The sequence below is a fragment of the Plantactinospora sp. A48 genome, assembly GCF_055793945.1.
This window is the reverse complement of sequence record NZ_JBTIXF010000013.1, coordinates 24323-49572: the sequence shown is the minus strand read 5'-3', so window position 1 is coordinate 49572 and position 25250 is coordinate 24323. Positions and strand designations below refer to the sequence as shown.

Annotated in this window: 23 protein-coding genes; 13 read left to right on the top strand and 10 right to left on the bottom strand. The window is 70.9% G+C overall.

The genetic code is table 11. The annotated features are described in order from the left end of the window. Entirely contained in the window at positions 1–225 is a 225-nt protein-coding gene (gene infA / locus ACXN5W_RS09860; RefSeq protein ID WP_473157885.1) for a translation initiation factor IF-1, read from the top strand. A 105-nt stretch (positions 226–330) separates the two neighbouring features. After that, positions 331–1083 (top strand): HAD family hydrolase, encoded by a 753-nt coding sequence (locus ACXN5W_RS09855; RefSeq protein WP_473157884.1) that lies wholly within the window; start codon positions 331–333, stop codon positions 1081–1083. On the opposite strand, the gene ACXN5W_RS09850 is transcribed toward ACXN5W_RS09855, so the two are convergent. From ACXN5W_RS09850 to ACXN5W_RS09830, 5 genes are all read right to left on the bottom strand, one after another. After that, positions 1061–2287 (bottom strand): FAD-dependent monooxygenase, encoded by a 1227-nt coding sequence (locus ACXN5W_RS09850; protein WP_473157883.1) that lies wholly within the window; start codon positions 2285–2287, stop codon positions 1061–1063. The two genes, ACXN5W_RS09855 and ACXN5W_RS09850, sit on opposite strands and share 23 nt — an antisense overlap. A gap of 253 nt (positions 2288–2540) precedes the next feature. Then, a complete protein-coding gene (locus ACXN5W_RS09845; protein WP_473157882.1) occupies positions 2541–3431 on the bottom strand; it encodes a hypothetical protein in 891 nt (296 codons plus the stop codon). A gap of 326 nt (positions 3432–3757) precedes the next feature. Next, positions 3758–5350: a cellulose binding domain-containing protein gene (locus tag ACXN5W_RS09840; RefSeq protein ID WP_473157963.1), complete on the bottom strand. Its 1593-nt coding sequence runs from the start codon at positions 5348–5350 to the stop codon at positions 3758–3760. Between the two features lie 433 nt (positions 5351–5783). Continuing rightward, positions 5784–6269, bottom strand: a complete 486-nt coding sequence (locus ACXN5W_RS09835; RefSeq protein WP_473157881.1) for a hypothetical protein — start codon at positions 6267–6269, stop codon at positions 5784–5786. Positions 6270–6279: 10 nt separating this feature from the next. Next, positions 6280–6714: a hypothetical protein gene (locus tag ACXN5W_RS09830; protein WP_473157880.1), complete on the bottom strand. Its 435-nt coding sequence runs from the start codon at positions 6712–6714 to the stop codon at positions 6280–6282. A 252-nt stretch (positions 6715–6966) separates the two neighbouring features. Between ACXN5W_RS09830 and ACXN5W_RS09825 the strand changes: the two genes are divergently transcribed. Further along, positions 6967–9582, top strand: coding sequence for a tetratricopeptide repeat protein (locus ACXN5W_RS09825; protein WP_473157879.1), 2616 nt, complete (start codon positions 6967–6969; stop codon positions 9580–9582). Between the two features lie 21 nt (positions 9583–9603). On the opposite strand, the gene ACXN5W_RS09820 is transcribed toward ACXN5W_RS09825, so the two are convergent. After that, positions 9604–11400, bottom strand: coding sequence for a helicase-associated domain-containing protein (locus ACXN5W_RS09820; RefSeq protein WP_473157878.1), 1797 nt, complete (start codon positions 11398–11400; stop codon positions 9604–9606). Positions 11401–11599: 199 nt separating this feature from the next. Between ACXN5W_RS09820 and ACXN5W_RS09815 the strand changes: the two genes are divergently transcribed. From ACXN5W_RS09815 to ACXN5W_RS09780, 8 genes are all read left to right on the top strand, one after another. After that, positions 11600–12397, top strand: coding sequence for an alpha/beta fold hydrolase (locus tag ACXN5W_RS09815; RefSeq protein WP_473157877.1), 798 nt, complete (start codon positions 11600–11602; stop codon positions 12395–12397). Between the two features lie 44 nt (positions 12398–12441). Then, positions 12442–13062 (top strand): YdeI/OmpD-associated family protein, encoded by a 621-nt coding sequence (locus ACXN5W_RS09810; protein WP_473157876.1) that lies wholly within the window; start codon positions 12442–12444, stop codon positions 13060–13062. Between the two features lie 138 nt (positions 13063–13200). Beyond that, positions 13201–14574, top strand: a complete 1374-nt coding sequence (locus tag ACXN5W_RS09805; RefSeq protein WP_473157875.1) for a glycoside hydrolase family 43 protein — start codon at positions 13201–13203, stop codon at positions 14572–14574. 155 nt (positions 14575–14729) lie between these two features. After that, positions 14730–15554 carry an META domain-containing protein gene (locus tag ACXN5W_RS09800; protein WP_473157874.1) on the top strand — a complete coding sequence of 275 codons (825 nt, stop codon included), beginning with the start codon at positions 14730–14732 and terminating at the stop codon, positions 15552–15554. 72 nt (positions 15555–15626) lie between these two features. Further along, the gene (locus ACXN5W_RS09795; protein WP_473157873.1) at positions 15627–16055 is read left to right on the top strand and encodes a Fur family transcriptional regulator; all 429 of its coding nucleotides are present in this window, start codon (positions 15627–15629) and stop codon (positions 16053–16055) included. Between the two features lie 23 nt (positions 16056–16078). After that, positions 16079–18355: a catalase/peroxidase HPI gene (katG, locus tag ACXN5W_RS09790; protein WP_473157872.1), complete on the top strand. Its 2277-nt coding sequence runs from the start codon at positions 16079–16081 to the stop codon at positions 18353–18355. A 212-nt stretch (positions 18356–18567) separates the two neighbouring features. After that, positions 18568–19107, top strand: coding sequence for an ArsR/SmtB family transcription factor (locus ACXN5W_RS09785; RefSeq protein ID WP_473157871.1), 540 nt, complete (start codon positions 18568–18570; stop codon positions 19105–19107). Then, the gene (locus ACXN5W_RS09780) at positions 19104–20387 is read left to right on the top strand and encodes an MFS transporter (RefSeq protein ID WP_473157870.1); all 1284 of its coding nucleotides are present in this window, start codon (positions 19104–19106) and stop codon (positions 20385–20387) included. The genes ACXN5W_RS09785 and ACXN5W_RS09780 overlap by 4 nt, the downstream gene beginning before the upstream one ends. Here ACXN5W_RS09780 and ACXN5W_RS09775 read toward each other — a convergent pair. Both ACXN5W_RS09775 and ACXN5W_RS09770 read right to left on the bottom strand, forming a co-directional pair. Next, positions 20371–21198 carry an isocitrate lyase/PEP mutase family protein gene (locus ACXN5W_RS09775; protein WP_473157869.1) on the bottom strand — a complete coding sequence of 276 codons (828 nt, stop codon included), beginning with the start codon at positions 21196–21198 and terminating at the stop codon, positions 20371–20373. The genes ACXN5W_RS09780 and ACXN5W_RS09775 overlap by 17 nt on opposite strands. Then, positions 21195–22115 carry a cytochrome P450 gene (locus ACXN5W_RS09770; RefSeq protein ID WP_473157868.1) on the bottom strand — a complete coding sequence of 307 codons (921 nt, stop codon included), beginning with the start codon at positions 22113–22115 and terminating at the stop codon, positions 21195–21197. The genes ACXN5W_RS09775 and ACXN5W_RS09770 overlap by 4 nt, the downstream gene beginning before the upstream one ends. Before the next feature lie 64 nt (positions 22116–22179). Here ACXN5W_RS09770 and ACXN5W_RS09765 point away from each other — a divergent pair, with 64 nt between their 5' ends. Further along, on the top strand, positions 22180–22896 hold the full coding sequence (locus ACXN5W_RS09765; protein ID WP_473157867.1) for an ArsR/SmtB family transcription factor: 717 nt from the start codon (positions 22180–22182) through the stop codon (positions 22894–22896). An 18-nt stretch (positions 22897–22914) separates the two neighbouring features. Here ACXN5W_RS09765 and ACXN5W_RS09760 read toward each other — a convergent pair whose 3' ends face one another. Then, positions 22915–23898, bottom strand: coding sequence for a CPBP family intramembrane glutamic endopeptidase (locus ACXN5W_RS09760; protein ID WP_473157866.1), 984 nt, complete (start codon positions 23896–23898; stop codon positions 22915–22917). Positions 23899–24080: 182 nt separating this feature from the next. On the opposite strand from ACXN5W_RS09760, the gene ACXN5W_RS09755 reads away from it, so the two are divergent. Next, positions 24081–24725, top strand: coding sequence for a zinc metalloprotease (locus ACXN5W_RS09755; protein WP_473157865.1), 645 nt, complete (start codon positions 24081–24083; stop codon positions 24723–24725). Between the two features lies 1 nt (position 24726). On the opposite strand, the gene ACXN5W_RS09750 is transcribed toward ACXN5W_RS09755, so the two are convergent. Next, complete coding sequence (locus ACXN5W_RS09750; RefSeq protein WP_473157864.1) at positions 24727–25224, bottom strand: YcxB family protein; 498 nt, start codon at positions 25222–25224, stop codon at positions 24727–24729. Between the last annotated feature and the right edge of the window lie 26 nt (positions 25225–25250).

Below are 25250 nucleotides of genomic sequence, written 5' to 3'. Positions count from 1 at the left end.
ATGGCAAGAGCATCAAACGGCATCGAACTTGAGGGCACCGTCCTCGAATGCCTGCGCAACGCCACCTTCAGGGTGGAGCTTCAGAACGGCCACAAGGTGCTGGCCCACATCAGCGGAAAGATCCGTAAGAACTACATCAAGATCCTGCCCTACGACCGCGTGCTCGTGGAGCTGAGTCCGTACGACCTGACCCGGGGCCGGATCCTCTTCCGGTACCGGAACTAGCGCCGTCGCCAGCGGTGCGGGTGACCCGGCTCCGGGCCGGGTCGCCCGCACCGCCCGACCGAGCTGGATCTTGCGGATCGGCCGTCGAGCGGTGAGGATCATCGCGTGTCAACTCCGGTGGTCTTCTGGGACTTCGACGGCACCTTGGCCCGGCGCTCTGGAACGTGGAGCACCTGCCTGCTCGAGTGCCTGACCGAAGCAGGTGGCCAACCGTCTGAGATCGGGCGGGATGACATCCTGCCCCTCCTGCGGCCGGGACTTCCCTGGCACCAGCACGACCGGGGTCACGAACATCTGACCGACGCGGACACCTGGTGGGCCGAGCTGGAACTCGTCTTCACCGGAGCCCTCCGCGGCGCGGGTGTGGCCTCGGCCCGGGCGCAGCAGGCCGCCCGGCTGTTCCGGCACCGGTACACCGCCACCGAGAGGTGGACGGTCTTCCCCGAGGCTCCGGCAGCACTGCGGACGGTCGCCGGGGCGGGTTGGCGCAACGCCATACTGAGCAACCACGTGCCCGAGCTGGGCCAGATCGTGCATCAGCTCGACCTCGGCGAGCACGTCCACGCGATCTTCACCTCGGCCGTGGTCGGCTGGGAGAAGCCGAACCCGAGGATCTTCCAACACGCCATGCGGGCGATGGGCCAGCCGGCCCGGGTGTGGATGGTCGGTGACAACCCGGTGGCCGACGTACGGGGCGCCGAGGCCGTCGGGATCCCCGCCCTGCTGGTCCACACGGAATCGGCGACCGGTACGACCATTGGACTTCACCAGGCGGTGGCGGAGATGCTCGCCGACCTCGACGGGCCCGCTGGTTCAGCCCACCCGAGGCGACGGCCTACGGCACTGCCGACGAGCTGATCGGCGCTCCGGCCGCCGCGCCGGAGTCCGGCACTCCCGGGTAGTCGGGCAGTTCGACGCCGTTGAGTGCGCGCTGGACCAGCTCGGTGAACCACTCGCCGTCGAACTCCGGGCCTGGCGCGGCGTCCGGCCCGGAGACGTCGAGGCTGCGCGCGTGCAACCGGCCGATCTCCTGGTTGGCCTCGACGAACGAGCGCATCCGTTCCTCGTACCCGGCGAATCCGGCTGCCGGGTCCCAGCCGGCGGCGGCCAGCTCACCGGCCAGCAGGTACGCGCCGACCAGGGCCAGCCCGGTGCCCTGCCCGGACAGCGGCGACGAGCTGAACGCCGCGTCCCCGAGCAGCGCCACCCGCCCGCTGGACCAGCGGTCCATCACCACCTGCGCGGCCTGGTCCAGGTAGAAGTCCGGGGTGTCGTCCAGGTGCGCGAGGATGCGCGGGGTCAACCAGCCCAGACCGTCCATCCGCTCCCGCAGCAGCCGCTTCTGCGCCGCGACGTCACGGTGGTCGACGTCGAAGTCGGCCGCGGGAAAGGAAAATATGGCCATCGCGCGGCTGGCGTCCTGGATCGGCCGCAGGCCGGCGGAACGCCCGGACCCGGGCTCCTGGTAGTTGATCAACCAGCGGTCCAGCCCGAACTCGTTGGGGGCGCTGTAGAAGGCCAGCACCCGCCCGAGATGGCGGATGAACCGCTCGTGCGGGCCGAAGACCATCGCTCGCAGCGCCGAGTGCAGCCCATCCGCCCCGATCACCAGATCGAAGCGCCGCCGGTCGCCGCCCACGAAGGCCACGTCGACCCCGTCCGCGTCCTGGGTGAGCTCGGCGATCCGGTCGCCGAAGACGTACTCGACGCCGTCCCGGGTGTCGTCGTACAGCACCCGGGACAGGTCCCCGCGCAGGATTTCGATCTCCGCGATGTAGCCGTCACCGCCGTCGTCGTCCGCGCGGTAGGTTTCCAGCACGGTCCCGTCGGCATCCACCGTGTACGCGCCAGCGGTCTCGGTGCGGGCCGCGCGGACCGCCGCGTCCAGCCCCATCCGCCGGATGACCTCCCTGGTCACCCCGCGCGCGTCCACGGCCTGCCCGCCGGGACGCAGCTCGGGCGTCCGCTCCACCACGGTCACCTCGGCTCCCCGCCGATGCAGCCAGTGGGCCAACGCCGGCCCCGCGATGCTCGCTCCCGACACCAACACCCTGCTGCTCACTGCGCCCCCCCGCTCACCCGTCCGGATCTCAGTCCAGATCGTACGATCACCCACGAACCCGGCCGGCCGGCGACCGGCGGCTCCGGCGTGCCGTTCCAGGTCCGGCAGCAGAGCGAGATCGAGGCTGCCTGGCAGCGCACCGATCTCCCGGGCGGCAGGCTGGTCGTGCTTCCCCGCCCGTCGTGACCGCCCTGCCGGCTGAACGTCCCGGTGGCAGCCGTTGCTGCCACCTGGCCACCGTTGGCGTCGACGACTACTCGGTGAACACCTTCACGGAGTCGGCGCTCCCGCCGTTTCGGTTGATGCCGACGAAGAAATCGCTCCCGATGTGGGTGATGTCCTCGATCTCATCGGTCAGGTTGTTGCCCGGAATCCCGATGTCGCTCTCCACGTCGCCCCCGGACCAGTTGTACTGGTACACCCAGTTCCATCCGGTGTCGGGCGTCGAGTCGTTGATCGACCTGGTGCTCCAGATGTAGTTCTCGGAGCAGTCGATGCCCTGGTCGGAACGATTGTCGTGACTCGTCAGGTTGCTCTTCACCAGGGTCCATCCACTTGTCAGCGATCCGGAACCGGGATGGGTCCACAGGCTGTTCAACCGTCGGGCGGCGTACCTGCCGGCTCCGCCGGCCGCCGTCGCGCTGTAGCAGAGGCCGCTGATGTTTCCCGTGGGCAGATGGACCACCTCGGTCGCGCCGAAGGTCCCGTTGCTGTTCAGGTGCACGATCGTCACGTCGTCGCTCGGAAACGCGGACTGGCTTCCCTGGGTGGCGATCAGGGCTGGTCCGTGGCCCAGATAGTTCGGGTTGTAGGCGAGGTCGTTGCCATGGCCGAGTTCGGGCATCGAGGTCGGCGCCCCGGCGCAGGTCCAACTGGCGCCGTCCCAGGTTGAGCCGTCGCGAACCCATCTGGACAGGACCGGCTCCCCGGCGCTTCCCTTCGAGAAAATGATGTAGAGCTGGCCGCCCGGACCCGCCACCAAGCCTTCCAGGACCGTACGACCCGCCCGGCACGCGCTGCTGTTCGGGATGTTCAGTCGTTCCGCCCCGCTCCTGTCCGTGGCGGCGTATGCCGGCGCCGTCGAGGCGACAGTGATCCCGATTGAGAGTGCGAGCACGGCCGCGACGCTTGATCGTTTCTTCACTTCGGTGTCTCTCCTTAGGCTAGGGCCACGGGAGCGTATCAAGGAGCGTCTACCTCTCCCGGCCCTTCGGATGGTCCGGGAACGGACGTTGTCGGACGCCGGCCGGACCCGCCGCTGCCGGTGGTCGGTTGGCGGGAGGAGGCCCGCACGGCGCGCGCGCCTGGTGGGAGTTGCGACCCGACCACGCGAACCGGGTCACGTGGCAGCCGGCCCGTCGCCGCGCGACACTCAGCGCGCTGTCGGGGCGTACCCGAAAGAGTCCTCCCGGCCGTGGTCGGCGGGTGGCCGGCCGTGGCTGGGAGGACTCTTTCGGACCGATCCGGCTGTCAGGCGGTGGCGCAGGGGGTGCCGTTCAGCGTGAAGGCGGTGGGGGCGGCGGCGTTGCCGGTGTGCGTGGCCTGGAAACCGATCGAGGTGGAGGCACCGGCCGCCAGGGCGCCGTTGTAACTGACGTTCCTCGCGGTCACCTGCCCGCTCGACGGGCTGTACGTCGCGTTCCAACCGTTGGTGATCGTCTGCCCGCCAGGAAGCGTGAAGACCAACGACCAGCCGTCGATCGCGGTGCCACCGGTGTTGGCGATGGTGACCGTCTCGGTCAGCCCGGTGTTCCAGGCGTTGACCTCAGCCGACACCCGGCAGGGGGCCGGCGTACCCGTGGTCGGCGACGTGGAGGGGGAGACCGACGGCGACGGTGAGGAAGAGGTGGGGGAGACCGACGGCGACGGTGAGGACGAGGTGGGTGAGACCGACGGCGACGGGCTGGTGTTGCCCCCCGACACCCGGTACATCACCACGCCGTGCCCCGGGACGCTGGCGCTGATCGTGCCACTGGTGGTGCTGTTCGTGCCGGTCCACAGGTTGGCGAGGTCGTACGTCGCGGATCCGCTCTTGCCGATCGCGGCCGCGGTCGTGCTGATCGTCGCGGTCCCGGAGTTCTCGTTGAACAGCACGACCGAGACGTCCCCGTTGGCCAGCGGCTTGGCCAGGACGTGCAGCCCGCCGGCGGAGCTGATCTCCCGGCCCTGCCTGCCCAGCGGGTCCTGGTCGACCGCGATCACCGCCCGGTTGCCCAGGATGGACAGTGTGGTGGCGCTCGCCGTGACCAGGTTGTTGCCGGCCAGCAGCGGTGCGGCCATCTCCGCCCAGAGGCTGAACTCGGTGCGGTCCTCCTCGGTGGACATGCCCCGGCCCACCTCGAGCATGTCCGGGTCGTTCCAGGCGCCGGGGCCGGCGTACTGGGCGAGGGACACGTTGCGCCGGTAGATGGACAGCATGCTGGAGAACGACGCGGAGATGTCACCGGTGGTCCGCCACAGGTTGCCCACGTTCGCGCCCCACGTCCACGGTGAGCTGGATCCCCACTCGCAGATGCTGTAGACGATGGGCCGCCCGGTGGCCGCGAGCGCGTCGCGCATCGCCGTGTACCGGGCGATGTACTGCTGCTGGCTGGTCTGCCCCGCGTTGCTGCAGTTGTCGTACTTCAGGTAGTCCACGCCCCACGACGCGAACGACCGTGCGTCCTGGGCCTCGTGCCCGAGGCTGCCGGGATAGCCGGCGCAGGTGGCGGTGCCGGCGTCCTCGTAGATGCCCAGCTTCAACCCCTTGGAGTGCACGTACGCAGCCGTGCCGGAGATTCCGTCGGGGAACTTCGCGTAGTCCGGCTGGAGATTGCCCGCCGAGTCGCGGCTGTGCTGCATCCAACAGTCGTCGATGTTCACGTACTGGTAGCCGGCCGTGGCGAGCCCCGAGGACACGATCTTGTCGGCGGTCTGTTTGACGAGCGACTCCGACACACTGCAGCCGTACGAGTTCCAGTCGTTCCAGCCCATCGGCGGAGTGAGCGCCAGGCCGTTGCCGAGAGCCTGCGCCGGTTGGGCGGCGCCCACGCTCACCCACCAGCCCGCGACCGCGACCAGCATCAGCAGCGCCAGTCCCTCCGCGAGTAGCCGGCGGCGCCGGGCACCGCCGGGGTGGGCGGGTCGGGTGGACGGCCCCGGGTCGCCGGTTCTGTACGGCTGACCGGCTCGTCCCGGATCGGGGGTGACGATGGACATGCGGGCTCCTAGGAGTAACCCGGCGCCGGTCTTCGGTGCTGCCCGCCGTCCGTGGGCGGCAGGGGACTGCCGCCGGTCGGCCTCCGGCACCGCCTGGGTGGGCGTGCCGGGTTTCCGGACCGCGTCGCGAGTCAGCAAGTTGGCCCGGGGCCGGTGGACTGTCCTTACCTGAGCCGAAAGTTAGCGCTAACACCGACGTGTGTCAATGTATCCCGCAAGGGTGGCCGACCCGCGGAGGCCGGCGACGACCGGGGCGGTCCTCCAAGAGGCCGCCCCGGGTTCTCCTGTCCGCAGTCGCTCAGCGCCGCCAGGCCGTCTGCCCGTCGGCGTAGTACTGGGCTTCGCTCGGATAGACCCCGACGCAGACGTACCCCTGGGCCAGGAAGGTCTGGCTGGTGCTGGACGAATAGATCCGAGGCGTCCAGCACATCGTCTGACCGGGTTCGACGTACAGGTTCCCGCCGCTGGAGTTGCACGACCACTTGGCGCCGTCCGGGGAGCGGAACAGGAGAGCGTTGCCCCAGTAGCCGGAGCGGAGCGGCGAATACATGACCATGTACGCCCAGTAGTAGGACCCGCTTCGGCACAGTTGGACCGCCCCGATCGCCTGGCCGCCGGCGTTGGTCCGGATGTAGTCCGCCGACACGACGCTGCCCGCGCCCTTCGAGTGTTGGCAGTTGGCCGCGGCGACCCCGAACTGGGCCTCACCGGCGGCGTGTGCCGGGCTCGCCAACCCGCCGAACGTCAGCACCAGCAGGGCGATGGTCACAAGAAGTCGCTTCATCGGGAACCCCTCAGCCACAGTTGATCCTGTACAAAATCTTGTCGGTCTGAATGCCGGCCAGACCACCGACGTCAACGCACCTGCCGGACATGTTCACGCCGGACGGCGTGTACACCGGTCCCGCGTAGTACTTGTAGTTGCCCTCGTCGCAGCCGACGCTCGGGCACGCCGGCCAGGCCGACCCGGACGGCCGGATCTCCGCCAGCGAGGACAGGCTCGTGCCGTACGCGCTGCCGGCGTGATTGGCGACGAGGCAGTTCCGCTTCGCGGTCGACGAGTAGTAGACGTCCAGGTACATGTTGATCTCGCCGGTCGCCTGACTGTTGACCGGGTAGTGGGTGACCAGCGAGTAGGACGATCCGCACGGTCCGCCAGCCAGGGTCGAGACCATGCCGGTGGGGGTCGTCGAGCTGGCCTGGGCGGACGCCGGGGCGGCGAGTCCCATCAGGAGGGCGACTATGGCCCCGACTGACGCCAGAGACCGCTGGGCTTGGATCCTCCGCATTGCTTTCCTCCATGGTGTGGCCCGTCAGTGGTTACGGCTGCTGCGCGCCTCCCGGGCACGGCAGTCCTCTCGACTGAACACCACCGGTGGGACCGACTGGCGCATTCCGACCGAATCCGAACGGCGGTGGGATGCCCGCCGTCGTTAACCTGAGAGGCACGTGAGGGCATCGACCCGAACTGGAGGTGAGCCATGCCGTCCCAGTCTCGGCGGGAGCTGGCCGGCCCGCCGGTCGACACCTTCGCCGACCCGCCCGACCCCGGGCAGGCCAGCACCCTCGACGATGTCGTCGAACGGCTGCGGCTGTTGAAGGTCTGGGCCGGCGACCCGTCCTACGAGACCATCAAGGACCGCATCAACGCGGCGTGGTCAGAGGCCGGACGGCCAACCGGTGAGCTGGCCGGCAAGACCACTGTGGTGGACTGTTTCCGCTATGGCCGGCGGCGGCTGAATTCCGACCTGGTCGTCGCGGTGGTCGAGGCACTGCACCCCGATGTCGGGTACGTGACGCAGTGGCGCCAGGCGATGCGGGTGATCGGCGGGGAGACAACGGCGGCGGCGCAGGTCCGCGTCCAGGACGGCCTGCCCCGGGACCTGGCCGAGTTCACCGGTCGCACCATCGAACTGGACCGCCTGCGCAGCGCACTCCAACCCGGTCAGCGCGGCGGCGGCGCGGTGGTGATCTCGGCGATCGAGGGCATGGCCGGCGTCGGCAAGACCCAGCTCGCCATCCACGCCGGGCACCTGCTCGCCCAGGAGAGACCCTTCGAGCACGTCCTGTTCGTGAACCTGCGAGGGTTCCACTCCGACCCGGCCCAGCCGCCGGCTGATCCAGCCGCGGTCCTGGACGGTTTCCTGCGCCTACTCGGCGTACCCGGCCGCGAGATCCCGCAGGATCTGGGCGCCCGCGCCGCCGCGTTCCAGGAATGCGTCGCCGGCACACGCACGCTGGTCATCCTGGACAACGCCGCCGGCGAAGACCAGGTCCGCCCACTGATCGCGGACGTTCCCGGCTGCATCACGCTGGTCACCAGCCGGCGGGGTTTCACCGCCCTGCCGCCCGCGACACGCCTGACCCTGGATGTCTTCACCGCGGAGGAGGCCGTGGTGTTCCTCACCCAGGCCGTGCCCGGGACCCCCGTCGGCACAGATCCACAGGCCCCGGTTCGGATCGCCCGGAGCTGTGGCCACCTGCCGCTGGCCCTGGGACTGGTCACCGGGCACATCCGCGGCAAGCCCGGCTGGACCCTCACCGATCACGCCGACCGGCTCGACGAACGCCGCCACGAACGCCGCCTGGACAACGGTGTGGAACTCGCCCTCCACCTGTCCTACCAACGGCTGTCCGCCGATCGGCGACGACTGCTCCGGCTGATCGCGCTGCACCCCGGCCAGGACCTCGACGCCTACGCAGCCGCGGCCCTGTGCGATCTCGACCTGCGCACCGCGCGGGCTCACCTGCGCGATCTGCGCCGCGACCACCTGTTACAGGAGGCCAGCCCCGGCCGGTACACCCTGCACGACCTCATCCGCGTCTTCGCCGTCAACAAGGCAGGCGACGAGGATCCGCCACCCGAACGGCGCGCGGCGCTGACCCGCCTGTTTGACTATTACCTGGCCACGAGCGCCGCCGCGATGGACACCCTGCACCCCGCAGAGGCGCATCGACGCCCACGGGTCGCGTCGCCGGCCACCCCGACACCGTTCCTGACCGAGGCGGGAACGGCCCGTGCCTGGCTGGACGCTGAGCGCGTCGTCCTGGTCGCGATGGCCGGGCACACCGCCACCCATGGCTGGCCGAGCCACACCACTCGGCTGTCGACCATCCTCTTCCGCTACCTCAACGGCGGATACCACAACGATGCCCTGACCATCCATGGCCACGCCCGCGACGCCGCCCGCAACACCGACGACGCCAAGGGGCAAGCACACGCGTTGACCAATCTCGGCGCGGCGTACGTCCAGATGGGCCGGTTCGATCAGGCCGTCGACCACTTCGACCGCGCCCTGAACCTGCACAAGCTGACCGGCGACCGCACCGGTCAGGCACGCGCCCTGACCAACCTGGGCATCGTCGAAGCGCGGCTGAGCCGCTACCGGCAGGCCGCCGACCGTCACGAGCAGGCGCTGACCCGCTACCGGCAGGCCGGTGACCTCACCGGTGAGGCCCGCGCACTGGGCAACTTCGGCTTCGTCGCGGCGCGGCTCGGGGACTACCAGCCGGCCGCCGAGCACTACCGGCAGGCCCTCGCCCTGTGCCGGCAGACCGGCGACCGGGTCGGGGAGGCGTCCATGCTGGGCAACCTCGGCGACGTCGAGGTGCGAATCCGCCGGTACGACCTGGCGGCTGAACACATCCAACAGGCGATGACCCTGTACCGGCAGCGCGGCGATCGCGACGGTGAAGCGTGGACGCTGGACAGCCTGGGCATCCTCCACACCCACCTCAACCAGTCCGCGCAAGCCGTCCGGCACCACCAGGAGGCGCTGGCCATCTTCCGCCAGACCGGCGGACGGGACGGCGAAACCTACGCGCTCAATGGACTCGGAGAGGCGGCCCAGACCGCCGGTCAGTGCTCTGACGCCGTCGCCCACCACACTGCCGCGCTCGGCATCGCCACCGACATCGGCGCGCTCGACCAGCAGGCCCGCGCCCATGCCGGTCTTGGCCGCGCCCACCACGCTCTCGGCGACGATGACCAGGCTCGCCAGCACTATCACCAGGCGCTCGCTCGCTACGTCGAGCTCGGCATGCCGCAGGCCGAGCAGATCCGCACTCAGCTGACCGCGATCGGCGTACGGCGATGATCTCGGCCGGCCGTCGATCCGTCAGGCGCGATGGCGGCGGGCCTTCTCGATGACGTCGCGACCGTCGGCGTTCTGCTGGCGGGGCGCATAGCCGGCCTTGCGCAGGGCGGCGATCGTGTCGGTCGTGGCGGCTTGACTGGCCAGCACGGTTGGGGCGAGCAGCCGCAGGTTGAGCTTGTCCAGTCGCTTGTCGGCGCAGATCTGTGCCAGCAGCGCGGTGTCGTCACTGACCAGGGTGCTGGCCACGGGTGCGACACGGACCGATCCGTGCTGGCGGGCGACGTCGGCCAGCAGATAGCTCAGCGGTTGCGGCAGTCCGGATTCAGCGATCTTCGTCAGGGCCCTGGTCAGGCGGTGCTCGGTCCAGCCCGCGTCGTACGCGCCGCGTACCGTCGCCGGGCTGAAGCGCCAGGTGGTGGCCGTGCCCCGGGACTCCACGGCTGCGACGGCGTCGAGCAGTTCCGCCAGCGCGGGGCCTGGTGTTCCCATCACGACCGCGGTCAGGTCGGCCTGTAGCCGAGCGGTGTTGGACACCTCACCCAGGTCGCCGACGGCCTTGGCGATGTCTCTGCCGGCGATCAGCGCCTGTCCGGCGGGGCTGATCGCGCCCGCGCCGAGAGCGCCCAGGGTCATCGCCTCGTCCAGCAGGCGGCGCACCGTGGTGGCGCCGCCGAAGGCCAGCGGCTGCCGCCACCATATCCACTGCGTGGCCTGCTCGACGCTCGTCGTCGCCCGGTCACCCAACGACCGCAGCGCGGCCATCCGGGCGTGCGCGGACCAGGAATGATCGTAGTCCGGCGCCCATGGACCGGTCTGCGACGACGGAAGGTAGTCCAGGTCGCGCCACGCGTTGAGCAGCACCGCCAGCCGCCGGTCCAGGCCGAGACCGAGCCAGCGGTCGTACGCGGCTGTCGGCATCACGCGTTCGCCCAGCTCGGCCAGCCCGGCCTCCACCGCGACCGCCAGCAGCAGCCGCACGGTGGAGACCGGCACGCCAAGCGTCTTCGCCGTCCGGGTCAGCTCGCGCACACCCACGCCGCCGGCCTTGACCGTGGCCAGCGGTGTACGCCCAGCCCCGTCCAGCAGCGTCGACATCAGCCCGACCGCGGCGATGCCCTGCGCCTGGGCGTCGCGGCGTACCGCCACGGGATCCGGCGCGAGCCAGGTGACCGTCGGCTCCTGCGGCTGGAACGGAGCCCGGTAGTCCACTCCCCGCAGGGCGAGCGTGACCTGGCTCGCCAACTGGTAGTCCTCCCAGGTCACTCGGTAGACCATCCCGTGCTCCTCGGCCCAGTCCAGCGGATGCACCTGCCGATAGCGGCTCGGAGCCCTACCCCGCGACGCGATGCCGGTGCCGCCGTAGCGACGGATCCGTCCACCGTCCCGGTCAGCCTCCTCCAACGCCGTCCGCGTTCTGGGTGGCATCCGCTTGACCAGACCCTGCACGTTGTCCGCATCGCGGAAGAAGTTCGCCACCGCCTCGAGCAGGTCTGCCTTGCGGCCCTTCGTGGGCAGTCCCAGGTTGCTCGCGACAACCTTCAGGTCATCGACGTTCAACACGGTGATCAGCTGGTCAGCCGACGGGCCGACACCCAGCGGACGGGCGAAGACCTCCCGCAGGACGCTGTTCACCGCGAGCCGGCCCCGCAGTGACGCGACCAGTCCGGCATCGGCGGCGCGCCGCAGGTACGGCGTCGCGTCAGCGCCGACCAACGCCGACACCTCTGCCTCGGTGACCAGGCCGCCCAGGGCCAGGGCCGCCTCCAACACCTGGAGGTTCGGCAGGTCAAGACCGGCGAGCTGATCGTACGGGTTCACGGCGGGCGCTCCCAAGGGGTCCGGCAACACCCCTATCCAACATCCCGCACCGGATCCGAGTGACGCGACCCTGCCGGATCGCAGCGGAGACCGTTCGCAGCTGTGGTCCTGCACCGGCGGCGCCAACCGGCAGTGGAGCCTGCGTAACTGACGTACCTCCCAGCAACCGCCCCTCGGCGTGATGTTGGATGGTTCGATGGTGGCTGAGCAGTCGGTGGAGATCGACGGACGGATCGTGCGTTACTGCCTCTACGGACCTGCCGACGGATTTCCGATCATCGCGCACAACGGTACGCCGAGCACCCGCTGGCGGCGTCCGGACCAGATCGAGGCGATGAACCGAAGCGGCGTGCGCGTGCTGATGCCCGACCGCCCCGGATACGGGGGCTCGGGCCGCCAACCCGGCCGTAGCGTCGCCGACGTGACCGAGGACGTCCGGGTGCTCGCCGACACCCAGGGCTGGGAGCGGTTCGCCGTCTACGGTGGTTCGGGCGGCGGGCCGCACGCTCTGGCCTGTGCCGCGCTGCTACCGGAACGGGTGATCCGATGCGCCGTGCTCGGCGGGATCAAACCGACCGAGGAGGTGGAGCCACCGGAGGAACAGACCCTGCGGCGCAGCCTCCAGCAGATCGCCCGCGACATCATGGCCAAGGTCGAAGCCGGCGGCCCGGAGTTGCCCGGCAGGCCACCGGGACCGCCGGCCCGGGAAGATCCGGCGGCCATGGCCCGGTTACGCGCCACGTTCATCGACAGCCTGGACGGCTGGGTCGACGACAAGATCGCCTTCGCCCGACCCTGGGGCTTCGCCATGCCGACTGGCCCGGTTCCCGTCGGCATCTGGTACGGCTCGCACGACGAGAACGTCTCCAGCGAGCACGCACAGTGGTTGCTCGCGCACATCCCCGGAGCGCGAGGACACCGCTACACCGGGGGACACCTGCCGGGCCCCGATACCCTGCGGGAGGTGTTCGACTGGCTACGCGGATCGAGCGACTGACCGGCGGGATCGGGTGGCGGCGAGGCGGCGGTTAGCCTGCTGTCATGGGGAGCGCCGAGCTGGATGAGTTGGTGGTCGCGGACGCCGAGGCGCTGCGCGCGTGGTTGTCGGCGAACCACGCGTCGTCGCCCGGCGTCTGGCTCGCGCTGACCAGGAAGGGCGGCACGGTCACCACGCTGACCTGGCAACAGGCGGTCGACGAGGCCCTGTGCTTCGGCTGGATCGACGGCCAGACCCGCAAACGGGACCAGGAAACCTCGTGGATCCGGTTCACCCCGCGCAGGTCCCGCAGCTCATGGTCGCAACGCAACGTCGCCAACGTGGCCCGGCTGGAGGCGCAGGGGCGGATGCAGTCTGCGGGCTGGGCCGCGGTGGAGGCCGCGAAGGCGGACGGGCGCTGGGCCGCCGCCTACGCCCCGCCGTCGGAGGCCGAGGTGCCGGCCGACCTGCTCGCCGCCATCGCCGCCCAACCCGCCGCCCAGGCCATGTTCGACGTCCTCACCAGGACCAACCGGTTCGCTCTCATCCACCGCGTCAATGCCGTCAAGCGGGCGGAGACCCGGGAGCGGAAGATCGGCGAGTTCGTCGCCATGCTGGCCAGCCACGAGACGATCTATCCGCAGAAGGCCAGGCCGCCGAGCCCGCCGTCATCGACATCTTCGTGACCGGGCGTCCGGGACCCCACGGGCGGCGGTCCCCAGGCCGGCGGATCGATGTTTGACTTCATCAATGTTAACGATAACATCGATGAAACCCGCTGCCGGTTCACCACTCGGCAGCGATGACACCCCCGAGGTGACCTCTTGAAGCGTCGTACGCTGCTGTCCGCCACCGGCGCCGCCGTCGCCGGAGCCGTCCTGCTGCGCCCCGGAACCGCCTCCGCCGCCACCTACGCCGGCTACGCCATGGCGTACTTCACCGAATCTCCCAGCATGACCGCCGCCAACTACGGCCTGCACCTCGCGGTCAGCGCCGACGGCCTGAACTGGACCCCGCTGAACCAGAACAACCCGGTCGTCACGCCGACATCGGGCAGCCGGGGCCTGCGCGACCCGTTCATCCTGCGCAAGCAGGGCGGCGGCTTCGTGGTGCTCGCCACCGACCTCAACGGCACCGACTGGAACTACCAGAGCCAGTACATCCACGTCTGGGACTCCGCCGACCTGACCACCTTCACCGGGTACCGGTTGTTGAAGGTGCACTCCCTCGCCACCCACGCCTGGGCGCCCGAGGCGTACTGGGACGCCGGGCGCGGGCAGTACGCGATCGTCTACTCGGCGGTCAACGGTGGTCACAACGTGCTGATGGTGAACTACACCAGCGACTTCGTGACCGCGTCGAGCCCACAGACGTTCTTCGACCCCGGCTACGACGCCATCGACGGCGACTTCGTGAGCGTCAACGGGGTCAACTACCTGTACTTCAAGAACAACACGAACAGCACGCTGCTCGGCACCCGCTCGAACAGCCTCAACCCGGGCAGCTTCGGCGTCTACACGTCGGCCATCGGCCCCGGGCGCGGCGTCGAGGCCCCGGAGATCGTCCGGTCCAACGCCTCGGACACCTGGTACATGTGGGGCGACACGTGGAGCCCCAACGGCCGGTTCTTCTGCTGGCAGACCACGAACGTGGCGAGTGGTTCGTGGAGCCTGCTCAACGACCGGTCGTACACCCAGCCGTTGAACTCCAAGCATCCGGGGATCACGCCGATCACCTCGGCCGAACTGTCCGCGCTCACCGCCAGGTGGGGTACGCCGGCGTGGAACCGCGTGAAGTCGTACAACTACCCGGACCGCTACATCCGGCACAGCAACAACGTCGGGCGGATCGACGCGTACCCCTTCGATCCGTACCAGGACCAGCTGTGGACCCTGGTCCCGGGCCTGGCCGACCCGGCCGGGGTGTCGTTCCGCTCGGTGAACTACCCCGACCGCTACCTGCGGCACTACAACTACGCGTTGCGGCTGGAGGCGAACGACGGCACCAGCGTGTTCAGGGCCGACGCCACGTTCTATCGGACGGCCGGCTTCGCGGACGCCTCGTGGACGTCGTTCCGCTCGTACAACTACCCGGACCGGTACCTGCGGCACTACGACTACCTGTTGCGGATCGACCCGATCACGAGCGGTTCCCCGACGGCCGACCGGCAGGACGCGACCTTCCGCATCGGCTACTGAGCGGGCCCGCCCGACCGCCGGCAAGCCGAGATCGCCCGGCGAGCCAGGACCGCCCGGCGAGCCAGGGTCGCCCGGTGAGTTGAACCGACCGGCGAGCCAGGACCGGCGGGTTGGAATCGCCCGCGGCGCGGGTGCGGTCGGGCATCATGGGAACCATGAAGATATTGACGAACCTCGTTGTCGTAGGGCTGCTGGCGGCCGGCACCGCCACGGCGTTCCCCGCTGCCACGGTGGCGTCCCCCGGTGCCGCGGCGGTGGTCCCGGACACCGCCGCGGCGTCTCCCGACGCTGAGCCCGGGATCGAGGAGGACCGCACGTTCCAGTCGGTGGCGGTGACCCAGGGTGGCCAGCCCCGCCCGCTGCTGCCCGACACGGTGATCCGGCTGCGGATCACCGACGGCACCCTACGGGCCCACGCCGGTGGGAACCTCATCTCCGGCCAGGTCGGCGTCGAGGGCAGCCGCCTGGTCGTCACCGGCCAGCGCAGCACCGATCTTCCGTACGGTCCGGAGCAGCGCGCCCAGGACACCTGGCTGGGCCAGTTCCTCGGTGCCGGGCCGGAGTGGATCCGGGACGACGCCGGTTTGCTGCTGTCGGTCGACGACACGCAGATCCGGCTGGTCGCCGTACCGGAAGTCGACCGGCCGCTGTCGGACACGTACTGGCTGGTGGAGTCGACCTCCCGGCCGGGCACCAGCCCGGTCCCGGCGGGCGGGTACGCGCACCTGGTGTTCCACGGTGCCGAGGTGACCGGCGGACTCTCCTGCAACTGGCTCAGCGGTGGGGCCGTCGTGGGCGAAGGAACCGTCCTCGTGACCGACCTGGGCGTCACGAAGCGGATGTGCCCGCAGCAGAACCTCGGCTTGGAGATCACCGTCTTCGACGTCCTGGACGGTGCGGTGGCCTTCGCCCTCGACGCCGACCGGCTCGAGTTGACCGACGCCGACGGCAACCGGCTGTACCTGCGCGCGGCGTTCTGAGCGCCGGCGGGGGACGGCACTGGATCGGCGGTAAACTGGAAATGTTCCAGAAAACTGGGCTATGTTCTTCGGGTGACAGCCGAGTTCGAGGCGCAGCTTCGGTCGGTCTCATTGCGCGTGACCCGGCCCCGGTTGGCGGTGCTCGCCGCGCTGCGTGACCATCCGCACGTCGACACCGACACGGTGACCGCCCTGGTACGGGCGAATCATCCCACGGTGTCCCAGCAGGCGGTGTACGACGTGCTGCGGGCGCTCACCGAGGCCGGTCTGGTACGGCGGATCCAGCCGATCGGGGCCACCGTCCGCTACGAGTCCCGGGTCGCCGACAACCACCACCACGTCATGTGTCGCTCCTGCGGGGCGATCGCCGATGTCGACTGCGCCGTCGACAACCGCCCCTGTCTCACCGCCTCCGACGACCACGGATTCGTGATCGACGAGGCTGAGGTCGTCTACCGGGGCACCTGCCCCGACTGCGCGACCGACCGCACGACCCAGTGAACCGCCCGTTCGGAAGGAAGCACATGAGCAACACCCAGGACAACGGTCCCTCCAGTGCCCAGGGCGTGGACCAGATGGCGGCAGGCGGCTGCCCGGTCGCGCACGACTCCGTGACCGCGCACGGCAGTGAGAGCGAGAACCCGGCGATCGACGCGCCGACCCCGAAGACCGGCGGTCGGCCGCGTACCAACCGGGACTGGTGGCCCAACCAGGTCGACCTCTCGGTGTTGCACGCCCACTCGCCGAAGGGCAATCCGCTGGGGTCGGACTTCAGCTACGCCAAGGAGTTCGAGAAGCTCGACGTCGAGGCCCTCAAGCAGGACATCGTCAAGGTGCTCACCACGTCGCAGGACTGGTGGCCGGCCGACTTCGGCCACTACGGCGGCCTGATGATCCGGATGAGCTGGCACGCCGCCGGCACGTACCGGATCCAGGACGGTCGCGGCGGCGCCGGTGACGGCGGTCAGCGTTTCGCCCCGCTCAACAGCTGGCCCGACAACGCCAACCTCGACAAGGCCCGCCGGCTGCTGTGGCCGGTCAAGCAGAAGTACGGCCAGAAGGTCTCCTGGGCCGACCTGCTGGTGCTCGCCGGCAACGTCGCCCTGGAGTCGATGGGGTTCAAGACCTTCGGCTTCGGTTTCGGGCGGGTGGACGTCTGGGAGCCGGAGGAGATCTTCTGGGGTCCGGAGGACGCCTGGCTCGGTGACGAGCGCTACGTCGCCGACACGCAGATGGCCGAGGACGTCGGCGCGACCGAGATGGGACTCATCTACGTCAACCCCGAGGGCCCGCGCGGCAGCGCGGACTTCCGGGCGGCGGCCCACTTCATCCGCGAGACCTTCGCCCGGATGGCGATGAACGACGAGGAGACCGTCGCCCTCATCGCCGGTGGTCACACCTTCGGCAAGACCCACGGTGCCGGCAACGCCGACGACCACGTGGGCCCCGAGCCCGAGGGCGCCCCGCTGGAGGCGCAGGGCCTGGGCTGGTTCAGCAGCCACGGCAGCGGCAAGGGTCCCGACACGATCACCAGCGGCCTCGAGGTGACCTGGACCGACCGGCCGACGCAGTGGAGCAACCGGTTCTTCGAGATCCTCTTCGGCCACGAGTGGGAACTGACCACCAGCCCGAGCGGCGCCAAGCAGTGGGTCGCCAAGGACGCCGAGGCGATCATCCCGGACGCCTACGACCCGTCGAAGAAGTACAAGCCGACGATGCTCACGACCGACCTGTCGCTGCGCTTCGACCCGACGTACGAGAAGATCTCGCGTCGCTTCCTGGAGAACCCCGACGAGTTCGCGTTGGCCTTCGCCAAGGCCTGGTACAAGCTGCTGCACCGCGACATGGGTCCGGTCAGCCGGTTCCTGGGCCCGTGGGTCCCGGAGTCGCAGCTGTGGCAGGACCCGGTCCCGGCCGTCGACCACGAGCTGGTGAGCGACGCCGATGTGGCCGCGCTCAAGGCGAAGGTGCTGGACTCCGGGCTCACCACCGCCCAGCTGGTGTCCACCGCCTGGGCCTCGGCCGCGAGCTTCCGGTCCACCGACAAGCGTGGTGGCGCCAACGGCGCCCGGCTGCGCCTTGAGCCCCAGCGCAGTTGGGAGGTCAACCAGCCCGCGCAGCTGGCGACGGTCCTGGACACGCTCGAGGGCATCCAGCGGGAGTTCAACGGTGCCGGCGGCGCACGGATCTCGCTCGCCGACCTGATCGTGCTGGCCGGCTCGGCCGCCGTGGAGAAGGCGGCCCGGGACGCCGGCGTCGAGGTGACCGTGCCGTTCCACCCGGGCCGCACCGACGCCACCGCCGAGCAGACCGACGTCGAGTCCTTCCGGGTTCTCGAACCACGCGCCGACGGGTTCCGTAACTACCTGCGGCCGGGCGAGAAGACCCAGCCGGAGGTGCTCCTCGTCGACCGTGCCTACATGCTCAACCTGACCGCGCCGGAAATGACCGTCCTGGTCGGCGGCCTGCGTTCGCTCGGTGCCAACTTCGGTGGCAGCCGGCACGGCGTCCTCACCGACCGGCCCGGGGTGCTCAGCAACGACTTCTTCGCCAACCTGCTCTCTCCGGGCACCCGGTGGCGGGCCTCGGAGTCCGAGGAGCACGTGTACGAGATCCGCGACGCGGCCACCGACGAGGTGAAGTGGACCGCCACCGCGGTCGACCTGGTCTTCGGTTCCCACTCCCAGCTGCGGGCCCTCGCCGAGGTCTACGCCAGCCAGGACGCTCGGGAGAAGTTCGTCGCGGACTTCGTCGCGGCCTGGACCAAGGTCATGGAACTGGACCGGTTCGACCTGTCCTGACCCGACCCGACCCACCGACGGGCCCCGGCCGATCCACCGCGATCGACCGGGGCTCTGTCGTGTCGGCGCGGCGACATCCCGCGTTTCGTCCGCTGGGGTGCCCGCCCTGCGGCGGTTTTGTCAGCGTACGGTCGGCGGCCGTGATCGCTTGACCGGAAAGAAGGTGCCGAACCCCCTTGCGCAATGGTCAAGAGTCGTTGACCATTAGCCGCATGTCCACCAGTGATCTTGCCGAGAGTCTTCACGTCACCACCGACGAGCAGCTACGTGCCGTCTCCAATCTCACCCGCCACCGGATCATGGCCATGCTCCGCTTCGAGCCGGCGACGATCACCCAGATCGCCGAACGGGTGGGCCTCGCGAAGGGCAGTTCCAGCTACCACGTGCGCCTGCTCGAGCGGGCTGGCCTGGTCAAGGTGGTACGGACGCGGAAGGTGCGAGGGGTCACCGAGCGGTACTACGCCATGGCCGCGCAGAGCATCGTGCTGCCGGATCCGGGCGAGGGAGGGCCGGACATCCTGATGCGCCATGCGGTGGCCGACCTGGAGGCGGCAGCGGCGCACAGCGAGCGACACGTACGGATGGCACACCTACGCCTCACCGAGGAACAGTTCGCGGAGTTGGGCGCGCGGCTGCACGCACTGGCGGACGAGTACCGGAAGCTGTCCGATCCGTCGCTGCCGGACGCGTCGCTCATCTTCGCGCTGTTCCATCCGGCGCCGCGCCAGCAAGCCGAGGGGGACGCCAAGTGACCTCGGACGCGAGAAAGCTGCCGACCGGGTTCGGACGGCTGTGGACCGCACAGACGGTGTCCTCGCTCGGTGACGGGGTGATGCACGCCGCCCTGCCTCTGCTCGCGTTGACGCTGACGCGGGACCCGATGGCGTTGGCCGTGATCACGGCCGCCGGGACACTGCCCTGGCTGCTCTTCGGAATACTGGGCGGTGCGCTGGTGGACCGCTGGGACCGCCGCCGCACGATGTGGACAGCAGACGTCGCGCGGGCGGGGCTGCTCACGATTCCGGCGGCCGCGGCCCTGCTCGACGTGCTGAGCATTCCACTGCTCGCGGTCGTCGCCTTCCTGCTCAGCCTCGGCGGACTCTTCTTCGACACGGCCGCCACGGCCTATCTGCCGGACCTGCTCGGCCGCGATCCCGCATCCCTGGAACGCGCAAACGCCCGCCTGCGCGGCGCCCAGACCGCCACGTCCGGCTTCGCGGGACCCCCGGCCGGCAGTGCGCTGCTCCTGCTCGGGCGGGCGGTCCCGTTGCTCACCGACGCGGTGTCGTTCGTGCTGTCCGCCGTGCTCGTACGGTCACTGCCCGCCGTACCCCCGCCCGCACCGCAGCCCCGCGAGTCGCTGCTGCGGCAGGCGCGGGCCGGAGCCTCGTACGTCTTCGGGGATCGACTGCTGCTCGGGCTCGCGCTCCGTCCGGCGGTCGGCAACATCGCCTTCCTCGCCGTGGAGACCGTGCTGGCCCTGTTCGCCCACGACCGTCTCGGCATCGGCACCTTCGGTTTCGGCCTGCTCCTCACGGCCGAGGCAACCGGCGGCCTGCTCGGCGCGGGCGTCGCCTCCTTCCTCGGCCGCCGTCTCGGCATCGGCACCGCGCTGATCTGCACGGCCCTGGTCGAAGGGCTTGCCATCCTGGGCCTTGCCGCCGCCCCGAACCCGTACGTGGCCGGGCTCGCGCTCGCCGCCTGCGGGGCGGGTATGGGCGCCACGATGGTGCTCGGCCCCTCCCTGCGGCAGGCGATCGTCCCGGCCCACCTGATGGGCCGGATCGGCTCCACCTCCCGGATGCTCGCCATGTGCGCCGCACCGTTCGGCGCCTTCCTCGGCGGCTGGCTGGCCACCACCTACGACATACGCACCCCCCTCTACGCCGCCGGTGGCCTCCTCCTGGTGATGACCGCCGTCACGGCGACCATGACCAGCAACCGCCGGGTCGAGGCAGCGCTGCGCGGTTCCGCCGACCGTGAGAGTCCGGCAGCGGACAGCCCGGTCGAAGTGGTCATCGCGGCCCGGTGACCAGCGCCGCGATCTCGGCGTAGCCGGGTATGCCCGGCGGTGCCGGAGAGGCCTCCCGAAAGCCCGCCGCCACCTGTACCGCTGCCTGCAGCGCGGCCCGAAACAGCAGCGATCCGCAGCTCACCCGGCGTACGCCGAGGGTCGCGAGCACGTCTGGCGGCGGGCCCTGGGGCGAGTGGAGGATGTTGACCGGGGTGGGGGCGAGCTCCGCGACGAGCGCGGCGATCGCCGCCGGATCGGTCAGGCCGGGCACGAAAACGCCGTCGGCCCCGGCCGCGACGTAGCGCCGGGCCCGGTCGACGGCCTCCCGCAGGCCGCCCCGGCCGAGCCAGTGGGTGTCCGTGCGCGCGTTGACGAACAGGCCCGGCGCAGTGTCGCGGACGGCCGCGATCAGCTCGGCCTGCGCCGCCGGGTCGGCCAGCGTCCCGTCGGCCCGGCCGTCCTCGAGGTTGATCCCGGCGACGCCGTACCCGGACAGCTGCGCGGCCAGTCGCCCGACTTCGGCCGGGTCGGCGGAGAAGCCGCCCTCGACGTCAACCGTGAGCAGACACGGCAGCGTGCTGATCCGTCGCGCCACGGCCACGGTCTCGGCACGGGTCGCGCCGCAGCCGTCGGGCAGGCCGTGTGCCACGGCCACGCCGAGGCTGGTCGTGCCGACCGCGGCGAATCCCGCCGCGACCAGGGCCGCCGCCGACCCGAAGTCCCAGGCGTTCGGCAGCAACAGCGGCGTGTCGCCGTGATGCAGTTGGCGAAACGCCGTCCCCGCGTCGCAGACCGACCCGCTGTGCCGGGAGGCGTGGAACGCGGTCATCGGGCCATCTCCCACACGGCGGTGACGACCCCGGCGGCCAGTGCCGTGGCGGGGTTGCGGCCGGGACAGCGGTGCGGGCCCGCGCCCAGGGCCAGGTGGCGGTCCCGGTCCGGGCGGGCGGGGTCGAACCGGTCCGGGTCGGCGAACACGGACGGGTCGCGGTTGGCGGCGGCGAGGTCGAGCAGGACCGGTATGCCCGCCGTGAGCCGTAGGGACCCGACGGTGGTCCCGGTGGTGCACACCCGGCGAGTGACCCGCGCCGGCGGGTCGTGTCGCAGCACCTCGGCCAGCACGTCGGCGACCGGCCAGGCCGGGGGGCGGGGCAGGACGCGCAGCGTGTTCGCGATGAGGCCCGCGGTGGCCTCGCACGCCTGGACCAGCAGCCCGATCCGCGCCGCGGTCACCTCGTCCAGGTCGGCACCGCGGCTGCGGACCCCCGCCGGCGGTGCGGCCACGCCCGTGCCGGACTCCGCCGCCGCACCGGGCGGCAAGAGCCGGACCAGCGTCGTCACCGCGGCGTCGGCGCCGGGCCGGGCCGCGCTTCCCGGCTGGTACGCGGCCGCGACCGCGCGTACCGCGGCCACCGCGCCGTCGAGGTCGTGCTCCGGCACGCCGTACCGGGCGGCGAGCACCCGCACCGGGACGTAGCCCAGCTGATCAGCGCTGGTACCCGCGCGGACCGCCGCGTGCGCCGCCGTCCGCAGCCCGGCCGGATCCAGGCCGGTCAGCAGGGCCTCGGCGAGGCGGCGGCGGAGGGCGTGCGCGGGTCCGTCGGTGAATCGGGCGACGGCCGCCCGCAGCCGCCCCATGGGGCCGGGTTCGGGCGGCGGGGGCACCACGGCCAGGCACGGCTCGGTCAGCGCGGCAGCGACCTGGGCATACGTGGTGAGATGTACCGAGTCGGTGAGAACGGTCATGCCACCGAAGCTAGGCCCGGCACACTTCGGCGCCCGCCGAAGTGATCGGCGGCCAGAATGAGGCATGCCCACCGACCCGACCCGCCCCGGTGAGCCCCTGTCCAGACTGGCCGGGCTGCTCGCCGACCGCACCCGCGCCGTGTTCCTGCTCGCCCTGCTCGACGGTCGGGCCTGGACGCTGGGCGAGCTGGCCCGGCACGCGGGCGTCGCGGTCTCCACCGCGAGCGGGCACGTCGACCTGCTCGTCGACGGCGGCCTGCTGGTGCAGGAGCGACAGGGCCGGCACCGCTACCTGCGGCTCGCCGACGCGCGCACCGCCCAGCTCGTCGAGGACCTCGCAGGTTACGGGCGCCGCCCGCCACCGCCGGTGACCTCGCTGCGTACCTCGGCCGCCGCGCACGCGCTGGCCCGCGGCCGGACCTGCTACGACCACCTGGCCGGGCGGCTGGGTGTCGCCGTCACCGACGCGCTGCTGGCCCGCGGGCTGCTCCAGCAGGACACCGGCTTCGCGCTCACCGCGACGGGCGTGGACTGGTTCGCCGCGGTGCTGGGCGCGGGGCCGGACGAGCTGACGGCCACGCGCCGCCCAGTGGTACGGCCCTGCCTCGACTGGACCGAGCGACGCCACCACCTCGCCGGGGTGGCCGGGGCGGTGCTGTGCCGCCGCTTCCTCGAGCGCGCCTGGATCGAGCGGATCGGCACCGGCCGGGCGGTGCGGGTGACGCCCGCTGGCGGACGGGTGCTGGCCGACTCGCTGGGCGTAACCCTGCCGAGCGCGTGACCCAGGTGGTCGCCAAGGTTACCGAGCCTGACCAGGTTCCGCTGCCGCACACCGGACATCATCGACACCCCACTCGGGCCTGCCCACCGGGTCCGGCACCAGCGCGGCGGCCACGCCCCGGTCACCATCGAGGTCGGCAGCCGGCAGCCGGCCGCGTCGGTGGCCGCCGTGGCGCTGCCGCGTCGGGTGCTGTGGGACGGTCCGGTACCGCCCACTGAGCAGGACCCAACCGGCCACCGCGGCCATCGGCACGGTCATCACCATGGTGCTCACCGTCGCGTCGGATGTCTCACCCAGCAGCGTGCCGGTCAGCAGCGACAGGGTCATGTTGTTTCCGGCGTGCGCGACGCTCGTGGTCCAGATGCTGCCGCTGCGCAGCCGCAGCCAGGTGAGAAGGACCTCCTGGCACAGGAATGACACCGTCCAGACCAGCAGGCCCAGGGCCACGTTGCCGAACTCGACGTACCCGAGGAAGGCCAGCGGATAGTGCCAGATCGCCCAGATCAGGCCCGTGGCCAGCGTGGCGGCCAGCGGCCGACCGGGAAAGATCCGCAGCCGCAGGTAGCTGGTCCAGCCGAACTCCTCGCCCCAGTAGATCGGGGCGAGCAGCGGTACGACGAGCATCAGCACAACCAGGAAGGCCCACCAGTGCAGGCCAGGTACCAGGTCGTTCACCGGTGCCAGGGTCGGCCGCCACAGCCCCAGGGCCGCCGCGACCCCGAGGGCGCCGGCCGTGAGCACCAGCGGTCCGAGCCAGGCCGTGAGGTAGTGGGGCCAGGCGGTGCGCAGCCGCAGCGCCAGACCCGCGTCGGCGAACCCCTCGCGGGTGACCCAGCGGCGGACGATGAGGGCGGCGCCGGCGGGCGCGAACCAGGCGAGGGAGAGGATCTGCACGAGCGGATCCACCATCGAGAAACCCCGCAGGTACAGCGTGATCTCGACGGTCCAGGTCACCCCGAAACTGATCAGCAGGTACGCCAGCGGCCCCTTGATTCTGGACATGACGCCAGACAACCAGCCGCCCGACCGCGGATCACTACGGCTGGCTGTCGGAACGGGTACGGCTGGGCCCACCCCGTCGGTAGGTTCAGCCCTCGGCACCTCGCCGACCGGGCCGACAGGCTCATCGCCCGCTGCTTGGTCAGGTCAGCCGGCCGACGCCGGCCGGCCCGTACCATCTGCCGGTGATCTCGTCCCGTCGGCGGCTGGTCGCCGCGTCCATCCTCCTGGTGCTGGAGGCGGTGGTGTTCGCGCTGCTCGTCACCGAGTCCATGGCGGACGCCGTGGCCGTCGTCGGCATCACCGTTGTGTCGCTGTGGGTCCACGTCATCCTGCACGAGTGCGGCCACCTGGTCGCCGCGAAGCTGCTGCGGCTGCCGGTCACCGCGGTCCGGATCGCACCCTTCACCGGCTGGCGGAGTGAGGTGGTGGTGCGGCTGGTGCTGCCGGCTCCCAGGCTGCCGCTGCGGATGGCGCTGTTCCACCTCGGCGGCCCGCTGACGAACCTGTTCACCGCGGCGGTGCTGGGCGCCGCGACGGCGTTGCCGAGCACGGCGACCACCCGCGTCGCGCTGCTCGGTGCGGCGCTGTCGGCGGCCCTGCTCGGGGTGCTCAATCTCGTTCCCGGGACGTCACCGCGCAGCGACGGCCGGAACCTGGTCCGCTGGCTCTCGGCGCCGGCAGCCACGCGCGCCGCGCTCCGGTCCGGCTACTACCAGGAGGAGGTGACCAGGACGGTGCGGACGATCGTGCGAGGGGACGGCGACGACGATCCGCTCGCTGATCCGGTTCGGGACGCCAACGCCCCGCGACCGGCGGCGGGCGGCTGAGCTACCGGGACCGGAGCAGCCCACGCTCGGTCAGAAAGGCCTGCAACGTCTCGGCGTCCTGCGCGGACATCAGGTGGCGCGGGATCACGGTCGCCGGCATCTTTCCGACGAACACGATCCAGAACTCCGGGGTGTCCTTCACCCGGGCCACCCCGTCCCAGGCGATGCCACCGGACTCCGAGCCGCTGCGCATCATGATGTTGTCGTCGGTGATGTCGTAGGCGCCCTCGACGGCGTAGCGGCTGGAGCGGCGCCGGGCGCGGGCCCGCACCCACGGCGGGTAGAGCATCGACAGCAGACCGCCCACGACCATCGCCAGGAACAGCGGTGCGATCCGGTCCCCCCGCGCGAGCCCCCGGGAGAGGGCGAAACCGATCACCCCGACCGCCACCAGCCCCGCGCCGATGTAACCGAACCTGCGCAGCCGGACGACGCTGAGCGCGGCGGCCACCCGGCCCGGATAGGCGGGGTCGGCGGGGACGTCAAAACGGATGTGCACGTCAGGAACGATAGTGCCCCCCAGCC

Excerpts from the sequence above, each read along its gene's own strand:
- infA (WP_473157885.1), top strand. The coding sequence starts at position 1 with ATGGCAAGAGCATCAAACGGCATCGAACTTGAGGGCACCGTCCTCGAA.
- ACXN5W_RS09840 (WP_473157963.1), bottom strand. The coding sequence starts at position 5,350 with ATGCTGGTCGCGGTCGCGGGCTGGTGGGTGAGCGTGGGCGCCGCCCAA.
- ACXN5W_RS09835 (WP_473157881.1), bottom strand. The coding sequence starts at position 6,269 with ATGAAGCGACTTCTTGTGACCATCGCCCTGCTGGTGCTGACGTTCGGC.
- ACXN5W_RS09830 (WP_473157880.1), bottom strand. The coding sequence starts at position 6,714 with ATGGGACTCGCCGCCCCGGCGTCCGCCCAGGCCAGCTCGACGACCCCC.
- ACXN5W_RS09825 (WP_473157879.1), top strand. The coding sequence starts at position 6,967 with ATGCCGTCCCAGTCTCGGCGGGAGCTGGCCGGCCCGCCGGTCGACACC.
- ACXN5W_RS09810 (WP_473157876.1), top strand. The coding sequence starts at position 12,442 with ATGGGGAGCGCCGAGCTGGATGAGTTGGTGGTCGCGGACGCCGAGGCG.
- ACXN5W_RS09800 (WP_473157874.1), top strand. The coding sequence starts at position 14,730 with ATGAAGATATTGACGAACCTCGTTGTCGTAGGGCTGCTGGCGGCCGGC.
- katG (WP_473157872.1), top strand. The coding sequence starts at position 16,079 with ATGAGCAACACCCAGGACAACGGTCCCTCCAGTGCCCAGGGCGTGGAC.
- ACXN5W_RS09785 (WP_473157871.1), top strand. The coding sequence starts at position 18,568 with ATGTCCACCAGTGATCTTGCCGAGAGTCTTCACGTCACCACCGACGAG.
- ACXN5W_RS09775 (WP_473157869.1), bottom strand. The coding sequence starts at position 21,198 with ATGACCGCGTTCCACGCCTCCCGGCACAGCGGGTCGGTCTGCGACGCG.
- ACXN5W_RS09770 (WP_473157868.1), bottom strand. The coding sequence starts at position 22,115 with ATGACCGTTCTCACCGACTCGGTACATCTCACCACGTATGCCCAGGTC.
- ACXN5W_RS09765 (WP_473157867.1), top strand. The coding sequence starts at position 22,180 with ATGCCCACCGACCCGACCCGCCCCGGTGAGCCCCTGTCCAGACTGGCC.
- ACXN5W_RS09760 (WP_473157866.1), bottom strand. The coding sequence starts at position 23,898 with ATGTCCAGAATCAAGGGGCCGCTGGCGTACCTGCTGATCAGTTTCGGG.